Origin of the sequence: Gilvibacter sp., assembly GCF_013214815.1 — a bacterium.
GTDB lineage: Bacteria > Bacteroidota > Bacteroidia > Flavobacteriales > Flavobacteriaceae > Gilvibacter.
Genome location: NZ_JABSPU010000002.1, coordinates 49,283 through 71,202 on the forward strand (window position 1 = coordinate 49,283; position 21,920 = coordinate 71,202).

General features: G+C 43.7%; 21 protein-coding genes and 1 pseudogene. 17 read left to right on the top strand and 5 right to left on the bottom strand.

Annotated elements, in window-relative coordinates; translation table 11 throughout:
- Both HRT75_RS00715 and HRT75_RS00720 read right to left on the bottom strand, forming a co-directional pair.
- Nucleotides 1–1,197: a S41 family peptidase gene (locus HRT75_RS00715; protein WP_291182024.1), complete on the bottom strand. Its 1,197-nt coding sequence runs from the start codon at nucleotides 1,195–1,197 to the stop codon at nucleotides 1–3.
- Nucleotides 1,190–4,291, bottom strand: a complete 3,102-nt coding sequence (locus HRT75_RS00720) for a glycosyl hydrolase (RefSeq protein ID WP_291182026.1) — start codon at nucleotides 4,289–4,291, stop codon at nucleotides 1,190–1,192. The genes HRT75_RS00715 and HRT75_RS00720 overlap by 8 nt, the downstream gene beginning before the upstream one ends.
- 318 nt (nucleotides 4,292–4,609) lie before the next feature.
- Between HRT75_RS00720 and HRT75_RS00725 the strand changes: the two genes are divergently transcribed.
- Genes HRT75_RS00725 through HRT75_RS00740 form a run of 4 tightly spaced genes read left to right on the top strand, consistent with a single transcriptional unit; the run spans nucleotide 4,610 to nucleotide 7,568 of the window.
- Complete coding sequence (locus tag HRT75_RS00725) at nucleotides 4,610–5,140, top strand: hypothetical protein (RefSeq protein WP_291182027.1); 531 nt, start codon at nucleotides 4,610–4,612, stop codon at nucleotides 5,138–5,140.
- Nucleotides 5,141–5,143: 3 nt separating this feature from the next.
- Nucleotides 5,144–5,968 carry a CPBP family intramembrane glutamic endopeptidase gene (locus tag HRT75_RS00730; protein ID WP_291182029.1) on the top strand — a complete coding sequence of 275 codons (825 nt, stop codon included), beginning with the start codon at nucleotides 5,144–5,146 and terminating at the stop codon, nucleotides 5,966–5,968.
- Between the two features lie 21 nt (nucleotides 5,969–5,989).
- A complete protein-coding gene (locus HRT75_RS00735) occupies nucleotides 5,990–6,406 on the top strand; it encodes a hypothetical protein (protein ID WP_291182030.1) in 417 nt (138 codons plus the stop codon).
- Between the two features lie 4 nt (nucleotides 6,407–6,410).
- Nucleotides 6,411–7,568, top strand: a complete 1,158-nt coding sequence (locus HRT75_RS00740) for a hypothetical protein (RefSeq protein WP_291182032.1) — start codon at nucleotides 6,411–6,413, stop codon at nucleotides 7,566–7,568.
- On the opposite strand, the gene HRT75_RS00745 is transcribed toward HRT75_RS00740, so the two are convergent.
- From HRT75_RS00745 to HRT75_RS00755, 3 genes are all read right to left on the bottom strand, one after another.
- Entirely contained in the window at nucleotides 7,565–8,944 is a 1,380-nt protein-coding gene (locus tag HRT75_RS00745; protein ID WP_291182033.1) for an MATE family efflux transporter, read from the bottom strand. The two genes, HRT75_RS00740 and HRT75_RS00745, sit on opposite strands and share 4 nt — an antisense overlap.
- A complete protein-coding gene (gene hemH, locus HRT75_RS00750; protein ID WP_291182034.1) occupies nucleotides 8,945–9,988 on the bottom strand; it encodes a ferrochelatase in 1,044 nt (347 codons plus the stop codon).
- Between the two features lie 85 nt (nucleotides 9,989–10,073).
- Nucleotides 10,074–10,958, bottom strand: a complete 885-nt coding sequence (locus HRT75_RS00755) for an AraC family transcriptional regulator (RefSeq protein WP_291182036.1) — start codon at nucleotides 10,956–10,958, stop codon at nucleotides 10,074–10,076.
- Nucleotides 10,959–11,155: 197 nt separating this feature from the next.
- Between HRT75_RS00755 and hemA the strand changes: the two genes are divergently transcribed.
- From hemA to HRT75_RS00820, 13 genes and pseudogenes are all read left to right on the top strand, one after another.
- Nucleotides 11,156–12,424 (top strand): glutamyl-tRNA reductase, encoded by a 1,269-nt coding sequence (gene hemA / locus HRT75_RS00760; RefSeq protein ID WP_291182038.1) that lies wholly within the window; start codon nucleotides 11,156–11,158, stop codon nucleotides 12,422–12,424.
- Nucleotides 12,424–13,332, top strand: coding sequence for a hydroxymethylbilane synthase (gene hemC, locus HRT75_RS00765; protein ID WP_291182040.1), 909 nt, complete (start codon nucleotides 12,424–12,426; stop codon nucleotides 13,330–13,332). Before hemA ends, hemC begins: the two co-directional genes overlap by 1 nt.
- Nucleotides 13,329–13,982 carry a uroporphyrinogen-III synthase gene (locus tag HRT75_RS00770; protein WP_291182041.1) on the top strand — a complete coding sequence of 218 codons (654 nt, stop codon included), beginning with the start codon at nucleotides 13,329–13,331 and terminating at the stop codon, nucleotides 13,980–13,982. The genes hemC and HRT75_RS00770 overlap by 4 nt, the downstream gene beginning before the upstream one ends.
- Nucleotides 13,979–15,004 carry a uroporphyrinogen decarboxylase gene (gene hemE, locus HRT75_RS00775; RefSeq protein ID WP_291182043.1) on the top strand — a complete coding sequence of 342 codons (1,026 nt, stop codon included), beginning with the start codon at nucleotides 13,979–13,981 and terminating at the stop codon, nucleotides 15,002–15,004. Before HRT75_RS00770 ends, hemE begins: the two co-directional genes overlap by 4 nt.
- A gap of 3 nt (nucleotides 15,005–15,007) precedes the next feature.
- Nucleotides 15,008–15,493: a hypothetical protein gene (locus tag HRT75_RS00780; protein ID WP_291182045.1), complete on the top strand. Its 486-nt coding sequence runs from the start codon at nucleotides 15,008–15,010 to the stop codon at nucleotides 15,491–15,493.
- 56 nt (nucleotides 15,494–15,549) lie between these two features.
- Complete coding sequence (locus tag HRT75_RS00785; RefSeq protein WP_366664997.1) at nucleotides 15,550–16,257, top strand: EI24 domain-containing protein; 708 nt, start codon at nucleotides 15,550–15,552, stop codon at nucleotides 16,255–16,257.
- Nucleotides 16,247–17,170, top strand: a complete 924-nt coding sequence (gene hemF / locus HRT75_RS00790; protein WP_291182048.1) for an oxygen-dependent coproporphyrinogen oxidase — start codon at nucleotides 16,247–16,249, stop codon at nucleotides 17,168–17,170. Before HRT75_RS00785 ends, hemF begins: the two co-directional genes overlap by 11 nt.
- Nucleotides 17,171–17,178: 8 nt before the next feature.
- On the top strand, nucleotides 17,179–18,153 hold the full coding sequence (hemB, locus tag HRT75_RS00795) for a porphobilinogen synthase (RefSeq protein ID WP_291182050.1): 975 nt from the start codon (nucleotides 17,179–17,181) through the stop codon (nucleotides 18,151–18,153).
- A gap of 83 nt (nucleotides 18,154–18,236) precedes the next feature.
- The gene (locus HRT75_RS00800; protein WP_291182052.1) at nucleotides 18,237–18,737 is read left to right on the top strand and encodes a DinB family protein; all 501 of its coding nucleotides are present in this window, start codon (nucleotides 18,237–18,239) and stop codon (nucleotides 18,735–18,737) included.
- A gap of 45 nt (nucleotides 18,738–18,782) precedes the next feature.
- The gene (locus HRT75_RS00805) at nucleotides 18,783–19,880 is read left to right on the top strand and encodes a hemolysin family protein (RefSeq protein ID WP_291182053.1); all 1,098 of its coding nucleotides are present in this window, start codon (nucleotides 18,783–18,785) and stop codon (nucleotides 19,878–19,880) included.
- Between the two features lies 1 nt (nucleotide 19,881).
- Nucleotides 19,882–20,358: a methylated-DNA--[protein]-cysteine S-methyltransferase gene (locus HRT75_RS00810; RefSeq protein WP_291182054.1), complete on the top strand. Its 477-nt coding sequence runs from the start codon at nucleotides 19,882–19,884 to the stop codon at nucleotides 20,356–20,358.
- Between the two features lies 1 nt (nucleotide 20,359).
- Nucleotides 20,360–21,502, top strand: coding sequence for a serine hydrolase (locus HRT75_RS00815; protein WP_291182056.1), 1,143 nt, complete (start codon nucleotides 20,360–20,362; stop codon nucleotides 21,500–21,502).
- A 30-nt stretch (nucleotides 21,503–21,532) separates the two neighbouring features.
- Nucleotides 21,533–21,920, top strand: a pseudogene (locus HRT75_RS00820) (3'-5' exonuclease); the annotation flags it as partial.

Consider the following 21,920-nt stretch of genomic DNA (forward strand, 5'->3'; position numbering starts at 1 on the left):
TTAGTTGCCTATACGTTCGAGGGCTTTTTCCATCCACGGATCGCCATCAGCATTCAAATCGTTCCAATTCAAAGAGACTTCCGGTAAAAAGTCTTCCCGAGGGGTTCCGTTCACATGAAATAATTGCTCAAAGGTAATGTTTAATCCGTAGCCTGAATTGGGCAAATTCACAGAATAATTTGCACCTAGCAATCGCGCCATTTGGGTGCCAACAACAGTAGCATTGCCAAAGGCATCCAATCCAATGGTCACGCCTTCTCCCATGCTTCCCGTCCAAAAGTTCACCAAAACATAAACGGGTTTATCGTAAGTGATTCCGCGCGGTTCAACAATTTCTGTCCAGCGCTTGTCTTCTGCTACCCGGTAATGGGTCTGGTACGGCTTAGGTGCTGCAGTGAATCGACCTAAAATGGGCATCCCCACATTAGAATCACCCCCAGATGGGGTGTTCCTTAGATCTATTATCAAGGCTTTGGTGTCCATCAACGTATTCAAGGCATCATCAAATACAGTGATCAAGTCTGTATTCCCCAAGGAGTTCTCTATGCGGATATATCCAATGTTCCCATCCAACATTTTGCTGGTGAGTAAAGCATTCTCATTTTGTGGATACGGACAAATCCCGAGGTCTAATTCCAACTGTTTTTCTTCACGGATGACCGTAACGGTTCGAGGCAATCTATAATCACCGGCAAGCGCAATATTAAATCCGTTTTCTAAGGAAATCTGCGATCCTCCATTGAATTTTCCGCTGTAACGAGCTACAGCATCCTCAATAGGAACTCCATTGATCGATACTACGACATCCCCAGGTTTTATTATTGACTTTGCAGGAGCCGCTTCACGAACTTCCAAAATAGTATAGCGGCCATCAATGAGACCTCCTTTCATATCTGTTCCGCTAGGCAACAGACGTTGAGATCGATCGGTATTGGTCAACAAATGGGTGTGTGAGTCCGCCAATTCGCGCAACACGGCTTCCAAATAAAGCGTAAAGTAGTACGGATGCGTAACCGTATCGGTTAACGGACGGTAGTGCTCTTTTACAGCCTTCCAATTGGTGCCTTGTCTTTCAAAATAGGCGTAATTCTTTTCGACCTCATCCCAAAGGAAGTCAAAATCGGCCTTAAAATCTTGCTGCGCTTGGAGACCAAGCGCAGCAGTTAAAAAGAGGTATAAAGTCAGAAGCTTATTCATCAGCTACAAACAGATAATTCAAGTTTAAACTATTAAATGCCGCATTGAAATTGGCAATTTCTTGGGTGATGAGCACATCAAACTTATCCAACTGCTCATTGATCAATGCAGTAAGTTCGTTTTTCACCATCACATCTTGCTCGGTTGGCGGGAAGTCATCCATCCCTACCAAAGAGTTCAAGTGCGCCAATTTATTGGTCAATTTAATCGGGAAGTTGAGAGGATCTTGCCCAGAACGGTTCTTGGTTTGATACAAGGCCTTTTCGATCTCCCCAAACTGCTCGCTGAGATTCTTGGCTTGCTCAATGAGTTCTGCCACACGCTCATCTCCCTTGTATTGCTTTTGGAAAGCCTCCAATTGCTTATTGACATTTCTGATCTTTTTGATCGCTTTATGCGCTTTATCTACCGTTTCATTGACATCGTTAATGAAGTTGAACTGCTCACGCATTCCAGCAATATCAGTCTCCGCATTTTCATCAGCTAAGATATTGAAGGTCTTTTCTTGACTTTCTCCATCCACGCTTAAGGCTACTTTATAGGTGCCCGGAACCGCCTTAGGCGCATTGGTACTTGCCCACCAAAGGATCATTCCTTTTAGGCGCTCCGCACCTTCTCCACGCATATTCCAAGTAAAGAGGTTACTGCCTTCAGAAACTTTTAATTTGTTTTTAGGATCCTTGGTTCCGTAGCTCATAATGGTATCTCCAGCCTGAGTCATATAACTCAAACGAATGTCTTTATCCTTAGGGTCGTTCACATAGAAATACGTCATAACGCCTCCCGGATGATTGGCTCCAGAGGTCAGCGAACCCGAACGTCCACCACCGCCCATGCGATACGTATCTTTTGGCTGGAACAACATCGCATCTGTTTTGGCACTGCTGGCTGCTTGACGCAATAAGGTCAAGTCATCAATGATCCAGAGGCTACGTCCCTGTGTGGCAACGATTAAGTTGTCATCCTTTAAAGCTAAGTCAGTGATCGGTACGATAGGTAAATTCAACTGGAACTCTTGCCAGTTGGCTCCGTCATTGAAGGAAACATACATTCCCGTCTCTGTACCCGCATAAAGCAAGCCTTTTTGTTTTGGATCCTCACGCAAAACGCGCGTAAAGTGTTCTGCAGCGATTCCTGTTGTGATCTTTTTCCAAGTCTTTCCGTAGTCGCTGGTCTTGTATAGATAAGGTGCAAAGTCACCTGTTTTGTATTTGGTCCCCGCCACATAACATACTGCAGGGTCAAAACGAGAAGGTTCTATGCTGTTGATCATCATCCATTCTGGCATGCCTTTAGGAGTCACGTTCTCCCAAGAAGCTCCGCCATTACGGGTTAAATGAACCAATCCATCATCAGATCCAACCCACATAAGGCCTTCTGTCACTGGCGATTCTGCCGCAGCGAAAATGGTACAATAGTACTCAACAGAAGTGTTGTCTTGCGTAATTGGTCCACCGGAAGATTTTAGTTTCTCCGGATCATTTCTGGTCAGATCGGGAGAAATGATATCCCAGCTCTGTCCTTCATTGGTAGTCACGTGTACGTGATTGGAGAATGTGTACATCTTCTTCGGATTGTGAGGTGAGAAGATGATCGGGAAATTCCACTGGAAACGATATTTCATGTCTTCTGCACCATGTCCCATAGGATTGTCCGGCCATACGCTGATACTGCGTACTGTTCCTGTTCTGTGATTGTAACGCGTCAGGAATCCGTCATAACTACCACCATAAACGATATCATTGTCTAATGGGTCAATGGCAATATGAGCACTTTCTCCACCGGCAGTAGATTCCCAGTCGTTCTCTCCAATGCTGAATCCTTCATTTCTGTGATTGATTCTTATGGTAGAATTATCCTGCTGTGCTGCATAAATACGATACGGGAATGCGTTATCTGTAGTCACTCTGTAGAACTGAGACGTAGGCTGGTTGTGGTAGGTACTCCAAGTGGCTCCACCGTCATAGGTTACCTGCGCTCCTCCGTCATCTCCAATGATCATACGTTTTGGATCCTCTGGGGCAATCCACAGATCGTGGTGATCCCCATGAGGTGCGTTATAAGTGCTGAAGGATTTCCCTCCGTCTGTACTTTTATGGTAGCGTACGTTGAGTACATAAACCAGATCTTCATCCTGAGAATCTGCATAGATGCGCGTGTAATACCAGGCGCGTTGTCTTAGTTTACGCTCGCTGTTGATGTGGCTCCAAGTGGCTCCACCGTCTTCTGAACGGTAAACTCCACCTTTGTCTTTGTTTTCTACTATGGCCCAAACACGATCAGCGTTGACAGGAGAAACTGTGACACCAATAATTCCTAAAGTGTCCGTTGGGAAACCAGGGTTCTTTGAGATCTCTGTCCAAGTCTCTCCGCGATCGGTACTCTTCCACAAAGCGGAACCGTCTCCTCCACTACTTAAACTGTAAGGCGTTCTGCGTACATTCCAAGTAGAAGCGTAAAGCACTCTTGGGTTGCTCGGGTCTATAGTCAAATCTACCGCTCCTGCATCGCGGTTGGCAAAAAGTACCTTGCGCCAGGTTTTCCCTCCGTCTATACTTTTATAGACTCCGCGCTCATCGGTTGGTTTATAAATATTCCCCATCACCGCGGCATACACTACGTTATGATCGTTCGGGTCAATGGCAATTCGCGGAATGTGTCGGCTTTTTTCCAAGCCCATTTGCGTCCAGGTCTTTCCGGCATCAACGCTTTTCCAAACTCCGTAACCAGAAGATACATTACCGCGCACGGTCTTTTCTCCACCACCCACATAGATCACATTGGGATCGCTTTCTGCCACTTCAATGGCTCCGATAGAACCACCGAAATAACCGTCTGAGATATTCTTCCAGGTACGTCCTCCGTCATTGGTTTGCCAAATTCCGCCTCCAGTGGCTCCGAAGTAAAATAAATTGGGCTTCCCCGGGACACCGGTAACAGCCGCGCTACGTCCGCCTCTAAATGGACCAACCAAACGATACTCCATGGCATCGTACAGGGCTTCATCTACCGCCTGGGCTTGAGTTTCAAAAGGAATGGCTACAAAAAGGAGTGTGAGTGCAAGGACAGTTGCACGAATCTTTGCGTAAAACATCAGGATGGTTTTTTGGTTTACGTAAAGATAACCAAGAATTCGCTAAGAAGCTGTTAAAAAAGGGGATACAGCGGTGATTTTGAGTCGTTCGCACATTTATGAATATCACCCTAAATACATAAAAGTAGATTTCTTATGCTTGGAAATGAGTTTATTAGCATCCTACTTTTATCCTCCTGGCAAAAAAGCCACCATCACTAACTTTTAAAACCTCACAAGAATGACATGACATTTGAAAAATGAATCAACCAGATACTAGGTGTCTTGATTCCAGCTATCCGGCCATAGGCCAATCATTAACTAAACAATCTCAATATTATGAAAATCAATGTACGCTTGTTCATAATGTTACTCCTCTGCACCTTTATTTTCAACAACAACACCATGGCCCAATCTACCGCTTATATGAGTGAAAATCTGGCCATCACGAGTATAGATCTTGTGGATCAGAAAGACGGAAGCTTTGTGTTTCAAATCAAGCTCACAGATTTTAGTGGTCGGAAACAACTTCCCGAAGGCTTCGGGTTTAGTGGCGTTACCTTTACTGATGATGGCAAAGGAAACGATCCAAAAGCCGGAGATGGTATCTATCATTCCAAAGAGTTGGGTGATTATAAAAAACTACGAAATCGCGATTTTCTCGATGTGGTTATCGTTGGCAATCAGTTCAAACACCATCAAAAACTCAGCAAGGTAAGCTCTAAGGGAATTGGCTGTAAGTTCGTTCCTTGCGGTTGTCCTTGTGATAATGGGACCACCTGTAATGCATGTAATTGGTTTGGCTGGAGCTGTTGGAAAATAGAATCCTGCGAGATCAGTATAAGCCTGAGTGATCTGATTATGCTCTAAAAAATGAAAGGCCTCTTTAAAATAGATAAACGCATCCCGTTGCTTTTACTGATCGTTCTAGTGGTGGGTGTGATCATAAGACAGTTTCAAGATGTCGAAATGCCTGAATTGCTCAAAGTGCTAATTACCAACGGGATTCTAATCACCACTGTAGTTATTCTTTTTTGGTCAAACACAGTTGTATTTAGTTTAAAACTACGCACTGGGATACAAGTAGGAATCTGGTTTTGGATTAGTTTGATTGCTTGCCTTGTATTTTGCTGGGCTACCTCATCAGGAGTGAATTTGGACAATTATGATTCGATTTTCTTGACCCAGCTTTTGGGTATTGTATTTGTTCAGACCTTTGCGGAAGAACTTATTTTTAGAGGCCTTTTAATTAACGGGTACCTTATTCGAGGGGTTAAGATTCGGCAGGCTGTCTTTTATTCTGCCGCGCTATTTGGCAGTATGCATTTGATTAACCTAAGCTCCAATACCGATACCGTCTCAGTTCTTAATCAAACCGTAATGGCAACTTTTATGGGCGTCTTTTTAGGAGCCATTTACATCCATGTCCGAAATATCTATTGGATGGGTTTACTGCATATGTTGATCAATTTACCGTCATACCTAAAGAAGTATCCCAATACTTTTTGGATGGAATCTGAAGCTCTGGCCACGAATGAAATGAATCTCATCTCTACACTAATCTCCTCTTTTTTAATCCTAATTATGTTCAGTCCTTTTTTGATATCAGGTTTACTCATGCTCAGAGAAAAAACATTGTCAAAACTGGATTTAGACACCACCAAAAAGGCTAAAGAAAAAGCTTTTAGCCGCATTTAACTTCCCCTGCCAATATACATTATGAAACGCTATTTTTTTATGGCAATGGCCTCTTTGGCCTTGTCCCAACCCATCCATGCCCAAACAGCTCAAGTACAGTTTGGACGCTATGGAGAGTGCCACAGCGGTCGCGGCATCTGCGCGATCAGCAGTGAAGCCGCAAGACAAGAACACAACGCAACCTTGATCAAAGAAGACGGTGTTATCGTTTTAAGGATACACACCGAATTTTTGGATTCAAAAGCCAAAAGTCAGCTCACTGAGACAATCATCACCTCGCCCGCAGGCTTTATAAGAATTGACACCGCTTTTAGCTTCAATGAAGGAGTTAAAAATTTATTAGATGGTTTAGGTTCTCAACTTAGTGGACTTAGTGCGCGGAACTATCCAATAACCTTGGAACAGGGTCAAGTCAATATATACCTCACCAAAATTTAAGGGTATGAAAGCACTACTTGTATTTACACTTATCCATTCTGCATGCATTCAACCTTTGAGAGCATTCCATGATGAATTTCCACCTGAGAGTACCTTTGATCAGATTCTGCTGGAATTAGAAAGCGAGATCACCGAAATCCGAATTTCCTATCAACAGGAATACAGAACCTTGGGTCTTGCCATTGAAGAAGTACGTCAGAATATGTTAATGGCGCAAACGACAGCAGATCTGGTCAGGCTTATTTACAGGAAAGACCATCTGCTCGAGCTATTAGACATTACCAAGCAAACAGAATATGCCGATATCAGTAAAGTAAGATACCTCAAAGGACTTCAATTGATACGGTTGCTCTTTGAGAAAATGTTGTCCTTGGATCATCATTTTGAAGCAGTGACCACGTTTTCAGAAATGAGCGCTATGGCTAATCCAAATAGCTTTGAAGCTTTCAATGAAGTCAAAGGAATTCTACAACAGCAGCAAAAAAAATCGAATTTTGACCTTCCGGATCTACTGGGTGAAAACATATATACTTCTGTTGTACATTCAATGGTTTCCCTATTCAACAGCGGACAGTCCCGCAAGGAAAAGGAAGCGGCTATTAAGGATATTGAATGCATCTTGGATTTTTCTTTAAACATGCATCAGGACCTCAACACGATCTACTTTGAAACCGCTTTTTTAAAGTCTAGCAGCGATGACCTTTTAGATGGATTGGAGGAACTCTTTAGAGCATATACTTTGCCCATAGGATATCAAAATAGCTTAGAAAAATGCCGAGCTATGGACGATTGGGATGCGCTTAAAGAAGCCTTGAATCAATACTTAAATAAGATGCAATCGGCAATTTTGGATCCTTCTAAAAGCGATCAGGCTTTTAAGCTCCAAGTCAATTTGGAATTCAGTATAGACCGTTTGCTTCAGTTCATTGCACAGTACAACAACTTCATTGATCAAGGGGCAAAATTCTACCAGAAATTCGCAATTATGTTATCCAGTTACGAGAACGAAGCACTTTGCAGAGGGCAGATACCAGGAGAATTTGAAGTACTTAGGCAAAAGATCACCAATTCCATAGATAAATTTAACAATGCCTATAAACCTGCGGAGATCAATGGAAGTAAATTGAAGGAAGTCCTCTACGGAATCAATGAGTTCGACTAAGTCGTGGCCCGCATCCGTTTAACCGCAGCATTTAAGAAATAACCGGTCACTACAGTAGCCAGCACATCTGCTATGGGGAAGGATATCCAGACGCCAAATACGCCCAAATAAGTCGGTAATATCAAGATCAAAGGGATTAGGAAAAAACCTTGTTTGGTAAGACTCAATAACAATGCGGGAACCGCTTTGCCAATGGCTTGAAAGTAACTCGCCCCAATGAGTTGCACCACTATGATGGGAGTCGCGGCAAATACCCAGCGTAAGGCGTTTGGAGTCCTTTTTAGAATCTCCGTATTGTTGGCCAGTGTCTGCGCGTCAATATTGTCACTGCTGCCAATAAAAACCGTAACTATTTCTGTTGGAAATGCCATGATCAGGGCAAAGATCAGTACAGCCAATCCTCCGGAATATTTAATAGAGGTGTTGATGGATTCTCGCACGCGTTCAAACTGTTTGGCGCCGTAATTGTACCCTGCAATAGGCAGGAAGCCTTGGTTTACACCAATCACTGGGAAAAGTGCAAACATGAGCATACGCGAAATGATTCCGTAAACAGCCACGTCCAAATCATCCCCATAATGAATAAGTACATTGTTCAATAGAATGGTGAGCACTGCAATTACTCCTTGGCGGGATAAGGTCACAAAACTCAAGGCATTGATCTCGCGAACAATGTTCCGCTGCAAAGAGAAGGAGCTCCATTTCAAACGGAGTTCACTCTTAACAGCAAAGAACCAAAAGATGAACGCAAAACAGATGGCATAACTGATGAAGGTCGCCCAAGCTGCACCTTCCATGCCCATATCAAAAACACGGATCAAGATCCAGTCCATGAAAATGTTCCCAATAGCTGGCAACATCATAGCGTACATGGCAAATTTAGGTTTGCCTTCTGCACGGATCACGTTGTTGCCCATCATGCACATGGCCAACATCACAATTCCGTAAAGCACTATATTGTAATAGGTCAGAGCGAGATCTTTAAATGACTCACCTGCCCCAAAGAATTCGATCAAATAATCTTGAAAGACCAGGCCCAAAATGGCCAGAATCCCAGAAGTAAAAAAGGTCAGTGTTATTTGATTTCCAAAAACCTTTAAAGCTTTGTCATTGTCTCCTGCACCGAGGGCTCTTGATAATACGGAACCTCCTCCAATACCAACGGCCAAACCAATTGCGGCAATAAAGAAAGTAACAGGAATTACAACGGTGATGGCAGATATGGCCAAAGGGCCAATCCATCGGCCTACAAAAATGGTATCAACGATCATGTTCAAGGACATGACCAAAATTCCAATAGACGCCGGAACAGCCTGCTGGATCAGCAATTTGCTAATAGGGGCGGTGCCCAGTGCTTTGGAATTCCTTTTTGCCATTTAGGCTATTGCTGTTTTTAAATCGGCAATGCGCCAGTGTTCGATCCAATCAGCAAGCAATGAGGCCCAATCGTCATCCTCATTCAAACAAGGGATCACAGTAAAGTCTTCTCCGCCTACTTCGTGAAAAATTTCTTCCCCTTCCATGGCAATTTCTTCTAGCGTCTCCAAACAGTCACTCACAAATGCTGGAGTAACAATGGCCAATCGCTTAGTCCCGGCTAAGCCCATTTTTTCAATAGTACGGTCTGTATAAGGTTGCAACCAGGGATCAAAACCTAATCTAGATTGGAAGGTAGTAGTGTAGGTTCCTTCCTCAAATTGTAAATATTTAGCGACCAATCGGGTTGTTTCTTTACACTGATGTCGATAGCAATAAGCATGCGCCTCACTAGGAGTTTGACAACAACTGCCATCTATTTTGCAGTGCGATTTGGTCGGATCACTCTTGCGAATGTGACGTTCCGGAACCCCGTGATAACTGAACAGCAAATGCTCGTAATTACTTCCTTCTAAACCGCGTTTAATAGACTCCGATAATACCTTGATATAACGCGGGTCATTATAAAAGGGATCCAAAGTGCTGATGTGCAACTGCGGGAAGAACTCTTGGCGTAATTCTTCCACCTTTACCGTGATGGTTTCTGTTGTTGCCATGGCAAACTGCGGATACAAGGGCATAACCAGAATCTCTTCAACGCCTTTATCCACTAATTCTTGCATCCCATTTTTAATGGTCATGCTACCATATCGCATGGCTAAAGCCACTGGAATCTCTAGTTTTTCTTGCACTTTGGCCTGTAAACGTTCTGAGAGCACTATGAGCGGAGAGCCTTCCTCCCACCAGATCTTGGAATAGGCCTCGGCTGACTTTTTGGGACGGGTATTCAAAATGATTCCTCTGACCAATAGAATTCGCGCCCAACGCGGCACGTCAATCACTCTTGGATCCATCAAAAACTCATCCAAATAACGCTTTACGTCTTTAGGGTCTGTACTGTCTGGCGACCCCAAATTGACCATTAAAACACCTTTCTTATGCATGATACTTTTTTTGCGAAGTTAAGCCGCTTAAAGGCTATAATTCTTGCGCTGTTTTATTATTTGACAATTGATTAATCAATATCGTTTATACTGTTTGACCCATGGTAAACTTCTTGGGTGTGGTTCCGTAGCGCTTTTTAAAGGCGGCAATAAAATGACTTGCCGTGCTATAGCCCAGTTTTAGGCCAACTTCGTTCACATTGAGTGTTCCTGAAGCTAAAAGTTGACGCGCCACTTCCATTTTATACTCCAACAAAAAGCTAAACACAGAATCCCCATAAATCTGTTTAAAACCTTCTTTAAGTCTGTTGATTGGCATTTGCACTTCATCTGCTAATTCCTGCAAACTCGGTGGCTCAGCCATCCGCTTGATGATAATCTCTTTAGCTTGTTTGATCTTTTTCACATTGGCCTCACTGGCTAAAAAGGGACACTGTGCAATGTCCAACTCTTCGGGTTTGTTGAAATACAAACTCAATAATTCATAAGCTTTGGCTTTGAAATAAAGCGGCTTTACGTTTGGGTGTAAGTTGAATTGTAAGAGTTGATTCAATGCCACTGCCATGGAAGGCGTGATCATGGTTTCCTGATAGTACTTTTGCTTACTATTCTCTTCCGATAGGAAAGTGATATAATTCGCTTCGGTTGAAAAAAAACTGTGAAGTTTAGAAATGGGCACTATTATGGATAACAACCACGAATCAGGCGCTAAGGTGAGTGCTATGGGCAATTCTTTCTTCGGATTGTAGAGCAGAATGGCCTTACCCTCTCCCGCCGGAAAGGTGTAAGTATTGTTGTTGAATTGAAAAAATCCACTGCCTTTTACACAAAAATGAAACTGCAGGCAATCTTGACGTACTTCCCTGCTGTAGAAGGTGTTAGTATCTTCTTCATTCAAAAACTCCAACACAAAAAAGCCAGGATCGATACTGGTTTGTTCGTAAATGCCGTTAGCGACACTTTTTTCCATTTTAGCTTTGAATTTTAGATTAATTATTTAGACTCATTCTAAATAAAGAATTGACATTTATCATATCTCAGCCCCCAAAAATAGTGCATTTTGCGCCCCAAAGTTTCAATTTAAGTCAATATTAACAGGCTTCGATATTATAAATACCGCTAGCGTTATTTTTTAAAAATCGTAGCGATTAATTTTGCGGCGTTTCTATGAGCAAGAACACCCAAAGAACAACCACGGCTATGGCCGACTCTCGTTTTATCGTTATCGGGCTGAATTATCAGAAAGCCGATGCCGAGACGCGTGGACATTTTAGCTTGAGTCCAGATGCGCAACTTGCTCTTTTAGAAAGTGCAAAGCAGCAAGGCATTGATGCCATCAGTGTAATATCCACTTGCAACCGCAGTGAGATCTATGGCTTTGCGCGATCTGCGGATCAATTCATTGATTTGCTATGCGATCATACCAACGGAAACAAACCTGAATTTCTCACCGCATCCTACATCTACACCGGTAATGAGGCAATACGCCATTTATTCCGCGTGGGTACAGGACTGGATTCTCAGATTTTGGGTGATTTTGAGATCATCAGTCAATTGAGGCGATCTTTCAAGCAGGCCAAAAACCTCGGAATGCTCAATCCATTTATGGAACGACTCATCAATGAGGTGATTCGCGCCAGCAAACGCATTAAGAATGAAACGGCTTTATCCAGTGGAGCTACCTCAGTCAGTTTTGCTGCCGTACAATATATCTTGGCACGTGTTCCTTACGTGACCAACAAAAATATTTTGCTCTTTGGAACTGGGAAGATCGGGCGTAATACTTGTGAGAACCTTATAAAACATACTCGAAACGAACACATCACTTTGATCAACCGAACGCGATCCAAGGCCGAGAAAATTGCAGGGAAGTTCAATTTGATCGTTTCTGATTACGCCAATTTACAATCCGAGATTGCTCAGGCCGATATCTTAATAGTAGCGACAGGGGCACAGATGCCTACCGTTTCAAATGCCTTGCTACACCTAAAAAAACCACTGCTGATCCTGGATCTTTCGATACCAAAAAATGTGGCGCAAGATGTGGAGAACAACCCTTTGGTACACTTGGTACATTTGGATCAACTCAGTAAAATTGCAGACGACACCCTATCGGAGCGCGCACAACAAGTACCAAAGGCCTACAAGATCATTGAACTGATCGAAACCGAATTTTACGAGTGGGTAGAAAAACGCAAATTCGCTCCGACCCTGCGTGCCCTCAAACAACAACTCAATCTGTATGCTGCGGCAGAGATTGACAATCAGCGTAAAAAATTAGACGATTTCAACGAAGAACAAGCGCAGATCCTGACCGATAGAATCGTTCAAAAAATCACAACACAAGTGGCCAATCACCTCAACAAAATGGATACTACAGAGGTGGACCAACACGAATTGATCCGCAAAGTGTTCAACCTGCAAACCGAACAATAATGGAGGCCGCAATTAGAATTGGAACCCGTCAAAGTCCTTTGGCCCTTTGGCAAGCCAACACCGTAAAGTCACTTTTGGAGGCTCAAGGGCACAATTGTGTTTTAGTGCCTATTAATTCCCAAGGGGATCTCAATTTAGAACAACCACTTTATGAATTGGGGGTGGTTGGCGTCTTTACTAAAACTTTAGATGCTGCACTGCTGGCCGATAAAATTGACGTGGCCGTGCACTCCATGAAGGACATGCCTACGGCCTTGCCAAAAGGTATTGCACTTGCTGCAGTTTTAAAGCGAGCAGACCCGCACGATATTTTGGTTCATAAAGGAACCGACTTCTTAAATGCAGCAGGAACTATTGCCACCGGAAGCCTTCGCAGAAAGGCGCAATGGTTGCACAAATACCCGAACCATGAAGTTGTTGGACTGCGAGGCAATGTGCAAACTCGTCTTCAAAAGCTAAAAGACAATCAGTGGAACGGCGCCATATTTGCCAAGGCAGGATTGGCCCGAGTTGATCTCTTGCCAGATCAATACCATCAGTTGGATTGGATGATCCCTGCACCAGCTCAAGGCGCAGTAGCTGTTGTTGCCAAACAGAAAGATTCACAACTGCTTGAAGATTGTAAAGCGATCAACGATCAAAATACTGCACTTTGCACCCATATTGAGCGTCAATTTTTACGTACGCTTGAAGGAGGTTGTACCGCGCCCATTGGAGCCATCGGGACTATAGAAAATGAGCAGATCCATTTCAAAGGAAGCCTGCACAGTTTGGATGGAAGCCAAGCAAAAATTATTGATCAGACCGCACCAATTGCTCAAGCAAATAACCTGGGAGCTACTTTAGCCAAAGAGCTTTTAGGCGATGGCGGAACGTCAATTATGGAAGCAATTAGAACCGAATTATGAGATTGCTGTCTACCAAAATATTGAACGACGAACAACAGGCTCGCTTACAGGCTGCAGGATATGAAGTGTCTCATTACGACAGCCTTTCCATTGAGCTGCTCACTTTTGAGATTCCTGAGCAAGCTGATCACTGCATTTTTAGTTCTCAAAATGCAGCAAAGGCCTTTATCAATAACGATTCGGCTATTAAACAGCGTTCTGTTTATTGTGTTGGAGAAAAAGCAGCGCTGCTTTTAGAAGAAAATGGGCAAAAAGTGGTTGAAATTGGGCAAAATGCTGCCGATTTGGCCCAAAAAATCATAAAAAACCACAAAAACGTCCCTTTTTATTACTTCAGCGGAAATCTCCGACGACCAGAAATGCCGCAGTTACTTGCTCAAAATCAAGTGGTGTTTCACGAAGTACCAGCCTATGAAACCCGATTGAACTATCCGGAATTTGGCCAGCAGTTCGAGACTGTTCTGTTTTTTAGTCCAACCGGCGTTCAGAGCTATCACAAGAAAAATAACAACACTAATTATACAGCAATCTGCATTGGTGAAACTACCCGAGCAGAAGCTTTAGCATTTACATCTCATACTGCAACAGCCCTCCACACCACCGTAGATGGTGTTTTGGACGCTGCTTTGCAACACTTAGAAAAAGCATGATAAAGAACGATCTATTTTTACGCGCGCTAAAAGGCGAAACCGTTGAGCGTCCACCGGTGTGGATGATGCGTCAAGCAGGAAGATATTTGCCAGAATTCATGGAGATCAAGCACAAGTATGATTTCTTTACCCGTTGCAGAACTCCGGAATTGGCCAGTGAGATCACCGTGCAGCCAATTCGCCGTTACGGCATGGATGCAGCTATTTTGTTTAGCGACATTTTAGTGATTCCACAAGCCATGAATATTGAGGTAGAAATGAAGCCAAACTTTGGGCCCTACCTGCCTAACCCGGTGCGCACTCCAGAAGACGTGGAGCGTGTCATTGTACCAGATGCCAAGGAATCGCTTAACTATGTGATGCAAGCCATTAAGGCCACCAAAGAGAAGCTCAATGATGAGGTGCCGCTGATCGGATTTGCAGGATCTCCTTGGACCATTTTATGCTACACCGTTCAAGGACAGGGATCTAAGAATTTTGACAAGGCTAAAGAGTTTTGTTTTACCCAACCAGAAGCCGCGCATCAATTGCTACAAAAGATCACCGATACTACCATTGATTATTTAAAGGCAAAGGTAGAAGCTGGAGTAAACGCCGTACAGGTTTTTGATTCTTGGGGAGGCATGTTAGCCCCAGAGGATTATCAAGAATTCTCACTGCAATACATCAATCAAATTGTGACCGCTTTGAAACCTTTAGCTCCGGTAATCGTCTTTGGTAAAGGATGCTGGTTTGCTTTAGGCGATATGGCCAAATCAGGTGCTTCAGCATTGGGTGTGGATTGGACGTGTTCTGCGCGTAATGCGCGTTATCTCTCCGGAGGAAAGATCACCTTGCAAGGAAACTTTGATCCGAGCCGTTTGTTATCGCCTCCAGCGGTGATCAAAGAGCGTGTACATCAAATGATTCGTGAATTCGGGAAAGACCGCTATATCGTAAACCTGGGACACGGAATATTACCCAACATCCCAACAGAAAATGCAGGCGCCTTTATCGAGGCGGTGAAGAGCTACAAAGAATAAACTATGTTCTGGAGAACACTCAAGCGATTGAATTTTGCGCAACTGTTCATGTTGTGTGGAATCACTTTGCGTTCTCCGATTCGTATGCTCAAAACTGCGTTGGCAACCCAAGAGTGTATTCAGATCTGTAATCGAGAGTTTGGACAAGCGCATCATTTGCACAACCGAGCTAATGCAATTCGCCATGCGCTGTGGAATATTCTCATCATGAAGCGCATCTACAAGAATCCTTCGAATATTCTTTCCGCCTTGGCTTGGGCTGACAAAATCACTTCTTGGCACGAAGACTTCTCTGTAAATGAGCCCTTGGAACGCGCCATGGATCTGCATAACAACCAGGTCGGGCGCTATTGGTTTTCTGATTACAAAACCAACTCAGAAAAAGAAATTGTCGAAAGTTTGAAACAACGAGCCCTCAAAGCGCGTCAAATACTCGATGTTAATGAAACCAAGTACTGCTTTGGACGCTTGGTGTATTTAAGCGAATAGTTATGATCGGTTCTATATTTTTAAGCATAAAAGCATATTCTGATGCACTCCCACTCATGAATAGATTAGGGTTGTGGCGCTATTTTGTGGTTCCAATAATTATCAGTTTGGTCGTTGCCGTAGGAATCATTGTGGCCGCTTACGGATTGAGTGACAATCTTGGCGCATTGATCAGTAAGGCGTGGATCTTTGACTGGGGCAAGGAAGCCTTTGCAGTAGTAGCAGAGATCCTGAGTGTGATCATGATCATTACCTTCGGATTTATTATTTACAAAGCTGTAGTGATGGCTTTGAGCGCGCCATTTATGAGTCCTGTTTCTGAAAAGATCGAAGCAGACCTGCGTCCTGGTGAGCGCTTTTACAGAAACACAGACTTTAACGACCAATTGTGGCGCGGTATTCGGATCAACGCACGCAATTTAGGTATGGAATTATTGTGGACTGTTCCAATTTTCTTTTTAGGACTGATCCCTGTCATAGGTTTGATAGCTCCAATTTTGCTCTTTTGCATGCAAGCTTACTATGCCGGCTTCGGAAACATGGATTATACCTTGGAAAGACACTTTGGATACAGCGACAGCATTCGCTTTGTAAAACGCAATCGCGGTTCAGCCATTGGCAACGGATTGGTTTTTATGACAGTGCTTATTATACCTGTTATAGGTCTGATCTTGGTACTCCCGCTTTCGGTAACGGCAGCTAGCTTGAGAACTGTACAATTAATGGACAAAGAACAACCTAAGTTAATCGACTATGCGAACTAAATTTCACGAGTACATCCAAACCCTACAAGATCAAATTACCTCAGCTTTAGAAGCTGTGGATGGGCAAGCTAAATTTCAAGAAGACCTTTGGGAACGCCCAGGAGGCGGAGGTGGGCGTACACGAGTTATCGAAAACGGAGCCGTATTTGAAAAAGGTGGAGTGAACATCTCCGCAGTACACGGCGCCTTGCCCCCTGCCATGCAGGACTATTTTAAAGTAAAAGAAGCTGACTTTTTTGCCTGCGGACTCTCCCTGGTGATCCACCCAAAAAACCCAATGGTGCCAACAGTGCACGCAAACTGGCGTTATTTTGAACTCTACGATAAAGCCGGGAATGTAGTCACCCAATGGTTTGGTGGCGGACAAGACCTAACCCCTTATTATCTGTTTGAGCAAGATGCCATTCACTTCCATGAAGTGTGTAAAACCGCCTGTGATAAACACGATCCGGAGTTTTATTCCAAATACAAAGCCAAGTGTGACGACTATTTCTGGAACGCTCACCGCAATGAAGCTCGTGGGGTAGGCGGATTGTTCTTCGATTACTGCAAGCCTACGGAAGAATTTAGCTTAGAGCAGTGGTATAACTTCGTTACAGAGGTGGGCAATAGCTTGGTAGAAGCTTACGTACCCATTGTAGAGCGCAGAAAGAACCTAGAATACACTTCAGAACAACGCGATTGGCAAGAAGTGCGTCGTGGACGCTATGTGGAATTCAACCTGATCCACGATAAAGGCACCTTGTTTGGCCTTAAGACCAACGGGCGCATTGAAAGTATTTTAATGAGCTTACCGCCACATGTACAGTGGCATTATAACCATCAACCAGAACCGGGCAGCCCAGAAGCAGCCCTAGTAGAAGTGTTGCAAAACCCAAAGGATTGGGCGGCACGGATTCCGGCAAATTCTTAATAAAGATTATGTATCCCATCATTAGAAATAGACGTTTACGTTCATCCGCAGCCATGAGAAATCTGGTTCGCGAAACCATCATTACTCCGCATGACTTTTTGGTGCCATTGTTTGTGACAGAAGGTAAAGGCGTACGGGAAGAGATTCCTTCCATGCCGGGCTATTACCGCTTGAGTTTGGATCAATTGGCCGGTGAAGTGAATGAACTCTGGAATATGAACCTGCAAGCGGTCTTGCTCTTTGTAAAGGTTCCAGACAAGCTGAAGGACAATGAAGGTGCTGAAGCTTTGAATCCTGATGGCTTGATGCAACGCGCCATTAAAGAGGTGAAAAGTGCACAACCGGGTATGTTAGTGATGACCGATGTGGCTTTGGATCCTTTTTCCAGCTATGGGCACGATGGTATTGTTGCCGATGGGAAGATTTTAAACGATGAAACCAATGAAGTGCTAGCAGCCATGAGTGTTTCTCATGCCGCTGCTGGCGCCGATGTGGTTGCACCTAGCGATATGATGGACGGACGCATTCTCAGCATCCGTGAAGCCTTAGAAGACGAAGGATATATTGACACGGCAATTATGAGTTACAGTGCCAAATACGCCTCGGCCTTTTACGGACCGTTTAGAGATGCCTTGGATTCTGCACCTGGATTTGGTGATAAAAAGACCTATCAAATGGATCCGGCAAACCGTTTTGAAGCCATCAAAGAAACCCAAATGGACATTGATGAAGGCGCTGATATTGTAATGGTAAAACCCGGTTTGGCGTACTTGGATATAGTTCGAGAAGTTCGCAACGAAGTTGATGTTCCTGTAGCCGTTTATCAAGTGAGTGGAGAATACGCCATGCTTAAAGCCGCGGCAGCTCAAGGATGGCTAGATCACGATGCAGTAATGATGGAACAACTCATCAGCATAAAGCGTGCAGGAGCCAATATTATTGCGAGTTACTTTGCCAAGGACGCAGTGCGTTTACTTTCGTAATTTAGATGCCAAAGCGAAGTGGTAGATCTACGCAGATAATTTTTATTTGCTTTATCATCTCAGTAATAAACATTTTTAAATAGATGAAACATCTTTTAATTGCCTTTGCTCTTTTTGGGGCTACTGGAGCTATGGCGCAGGCTACAACACCCAAAGAAGCTTTTCTAGAAAAATGGGAAAACGCTAAGAATTACACCTTAGAGATCGCCAAATCCATGCCCGAAGAAGAATTTGGGTTCAAACCCACAGATGGACAAATGACCTTTAAAGAACAATTGATTCATATAAAAGGCAATATGGATTGGTTGAGCACTACGTATTTTGGAGGAACCGAACCTAAAGCGATCACAGACACTAAGGCAAATATCATCAAATCTTTAGAAGCTTCTTTTAACGGTGTTGCCGATGCCGTAAAAGCTACTGACCCTAAAACATTTACTGAAACTGTCGATTTTTTTGCTGGGTCAAAAAGCCGTTTGCAGATCTTGAACCTGCTGCAAGATCACCTCACCCATCACCGCGGACAGCTAATCGTATACCTCAACCTCAAACAAGTAGCGCCTCCACGTTATGTGGGTTGGTAAATTTTGGTATTTTTACTCATATCAAGTCAACTATAAGTTAGCTCCGTGACCTTACTCATTGTTTACGCCGTACTGTCTATCTTCTTTTCGTTCCTGTGTTCGATCTTAGAAGCTGTACTGCTCAGTATTACACCTTCGTTTATCAACATCAAAAAGTCGCAAGGGAAAGGCTATGCGAATACCTTAGAGCGTCTCAAGAAAGATGTAGACAAACCTTTGATCGCAATCCTTACCTTGAATACCATTGCGCACACTGTAGGTGCAATTTTAGTTGGGGTGCAGGCAGAAAGTTTGGATTTTGAGATCGATTTCTTAGGAATCAATATCGTAGGGATCGTTTCTGGTATCATGACATTTTTGATCCTAGTACTTTCTGAGATCATTCCAAAAACCATTGGAGCTACTTACTGGAAAAAACTAGCCAACTTCACGGCCAAAGCCTTGTCAGCCCTAATTTTTCCATTGAAATACACAGGGATCCTTTGGTTCCTGCAACTCACCACTCGTTTGATAGGTAAATCGGCCCACGTGAGTACTTTGAGCAGAGAGGAATTCATTGCCATTGCCGATGCTGCACAAGAAGAAGGTGTTTTTGCAGAAAACGAATCCACAGTCATAAAGAACCTTTTGGTTTTCAAATCCATTTTGGCCAAAGACGTAATGACCCCATGGGTTGTAGCCATCACAGAAGATGAGAACACCACCATTGAGGCCTTCCATGAAGGCCATAAGAATCTGAAGTTCTCTAGAATTCCTGTCTATAACGATAACGCAAATAATGTAACCGGAGTGATCTTGAAAGATCATGTATTGGAAGCCATTATTGACAATAAAGGACACGAACCGCTTAAGAGCATTAAGCGCGAATTGTTGGTAACAGATAGTCGTACGCCAATTCCAAATCTCTTTGAGCTTTTTATTGGGAAACGCGCTCATATGGCCATTGTCATGGATGAATTTGGAAATCCGGTGGGCTTGGTCACTATGGAAGACATCATTGAAACCCTACTAGGATTAGAGATCATGGATGAGAGCGACAATGTTGCTGATATGCAACAAATGGCTCGCCGCACCTGGGAAGCCCGCGCTAAGCGTCTGGGAATTGTCATTACGAAAGCTGAAGAGGAAGACCAAGACGAATAAGATGACGCAAAGTGCCTATTTGGATTCGCCCCTCGGGACCCTTTTATTAGAGGGTGATGCTGATGGAATCCAGAAACTCAGCGCACTTGATACAGCAGAATCTCCATCCGCAGAAATTCCAGAACCACTGCAAGACGCGGCGCGTCAAATTCAAGACTATTTTAAGGGGAATCGCAACGATTTTGATCTCAAACTCAATCCGCAAGGAACAGCCTTTCAACAACAGGTTTGGAAGCAGTTGCTCGAAATTCCGTTTGGAAAAACCACCAGCTATATGGATATGGCCAAGAGTTTAGGCGACCCAAAAACCATACGGGCAGCAGCTAGCGCGAATGGCAAGAATCCAATTATGATCATCATTCCCTGTCATCGAGTGATAGCTAGTGATGGCGGCCTTACCGGTTATGCAGGAGGCCTCTGGCGCAAACAATGGTTGCTTGAACACGAATCCCCGGTAACTCAACAAAAACTGTTTTAGAATGAAAACACTTGTTCGCTTTTTTAAAGGGTTTTTAGCGCTGATTCTAGCCCTAATTGCCTTATTGTATATCACCGATTACGAATACATCATCAAAGGCGTTCGCGTGGTTTATATGACCGGACATACTACGGCCTTTATAGATGATCACGTCTATTTTGAAAACGAAACCATAGCTAAATCTGATACTCCTTGGGAGTGGCCCAAACACCAAGATTACAATACGGTAGCAGCTACTGAGACTTTAAAGCAGACCAATGAAGCTCTGGGAACAGTAGCTTTTGCCATTATTAAGAACGACAGCCTCTGGTATGAAAATTATGCGGAAGGCTACAGCGCGAGCTCTCAAACCAATTCCTTTTCTATGGCCAAGAGCATTACCACCGCACTTTTAGGGAAGGCGATAAAAGACGGTTATATCAAAAGCTTGGACCAACCCATTGGAGACTTCTTTGATAAATACAAGGACGACAAAACAACCGTTGGGGATCTTTCTTCCATGGCCTCTGGCTTGGATTGGGAGGAGAGTTATAAAAGCCCTTTTAGCGTTACCGCACGAGCCTATTATGATGATGACCTCGCGGAAACGATTTTAGCCCAAGAGGTGGTCGATACTCCCGGCGCTGGTTTTCGTTACCTCAGCGGAAACACTCAGCTCTTGGGAATGATTATTCAAGAGGCGACTGGTAAATCGCTCTCTGAGTATTTAGAGATTAGCTTTTGGCAGCCTTTAGGGATGCAACAAGATGCCCTTTGGCAGATTGATGATGCCGAGAATCGTTTGGCAAAAAGTTATTGCTGTATTGCCAGTAACGCGCTAGATTTTGCTCGATTTGGAAGGTTATTCAAGAATCAAGGAAACTGGAACGGTAAACAAATTTTAGATTCGGCATTCGTTGCTAAGGCCACTGTAGCGCGTTTTCAAGGCGAGCCTTATGGATACGGATTTTGGATCTCGGATCACATGGACAAACACATCTTTGTAATGCGCGGTATTTTGGGACAATACGTGATCACCATTCCAGAAGATGATCTAATCATAGTGCGCTTAGGACACCAATTGGGAAGCCGCCAAGCTGGTGATGATTTTACCAGTGACTTTTATAAATATGTGGAAGAGGCTTATGCCATGATTGGTAATTAAAGTGTACTTTCGAGAGCAAATCTGCTCGTTGTGCTGCAAAAAATTCCACTGAATAACGTTCTCTTTCTCGACATCGAAACGGTGCCTGAATCCGCTGATTTTAATTCATTGGATGAGGAAACCAAAGAGTTGTACGCGGCCAAAACCCAATATCAACGCAAAGAGATCTCAGCAGAAGAATTTTATGAACGCGCAGGCATTTGGGCAGAGTTTGGTAAGATCATATGCATTGCGGTAGGTTATTTTACGGCTGCGGATGGCGGTGAGTTCCGGGTGACCTCCTTTAGCGGAGAAGAAGCTATACTACTGCGCGAGTTCAATGCGCTCTTAGAAACACATTTTAATCGTCCTTACCACAGATTATGCGCCCACAACGGCAAAGAAGTTGACTTTCCGTATTTGGCCCGTAGAAGGCCCA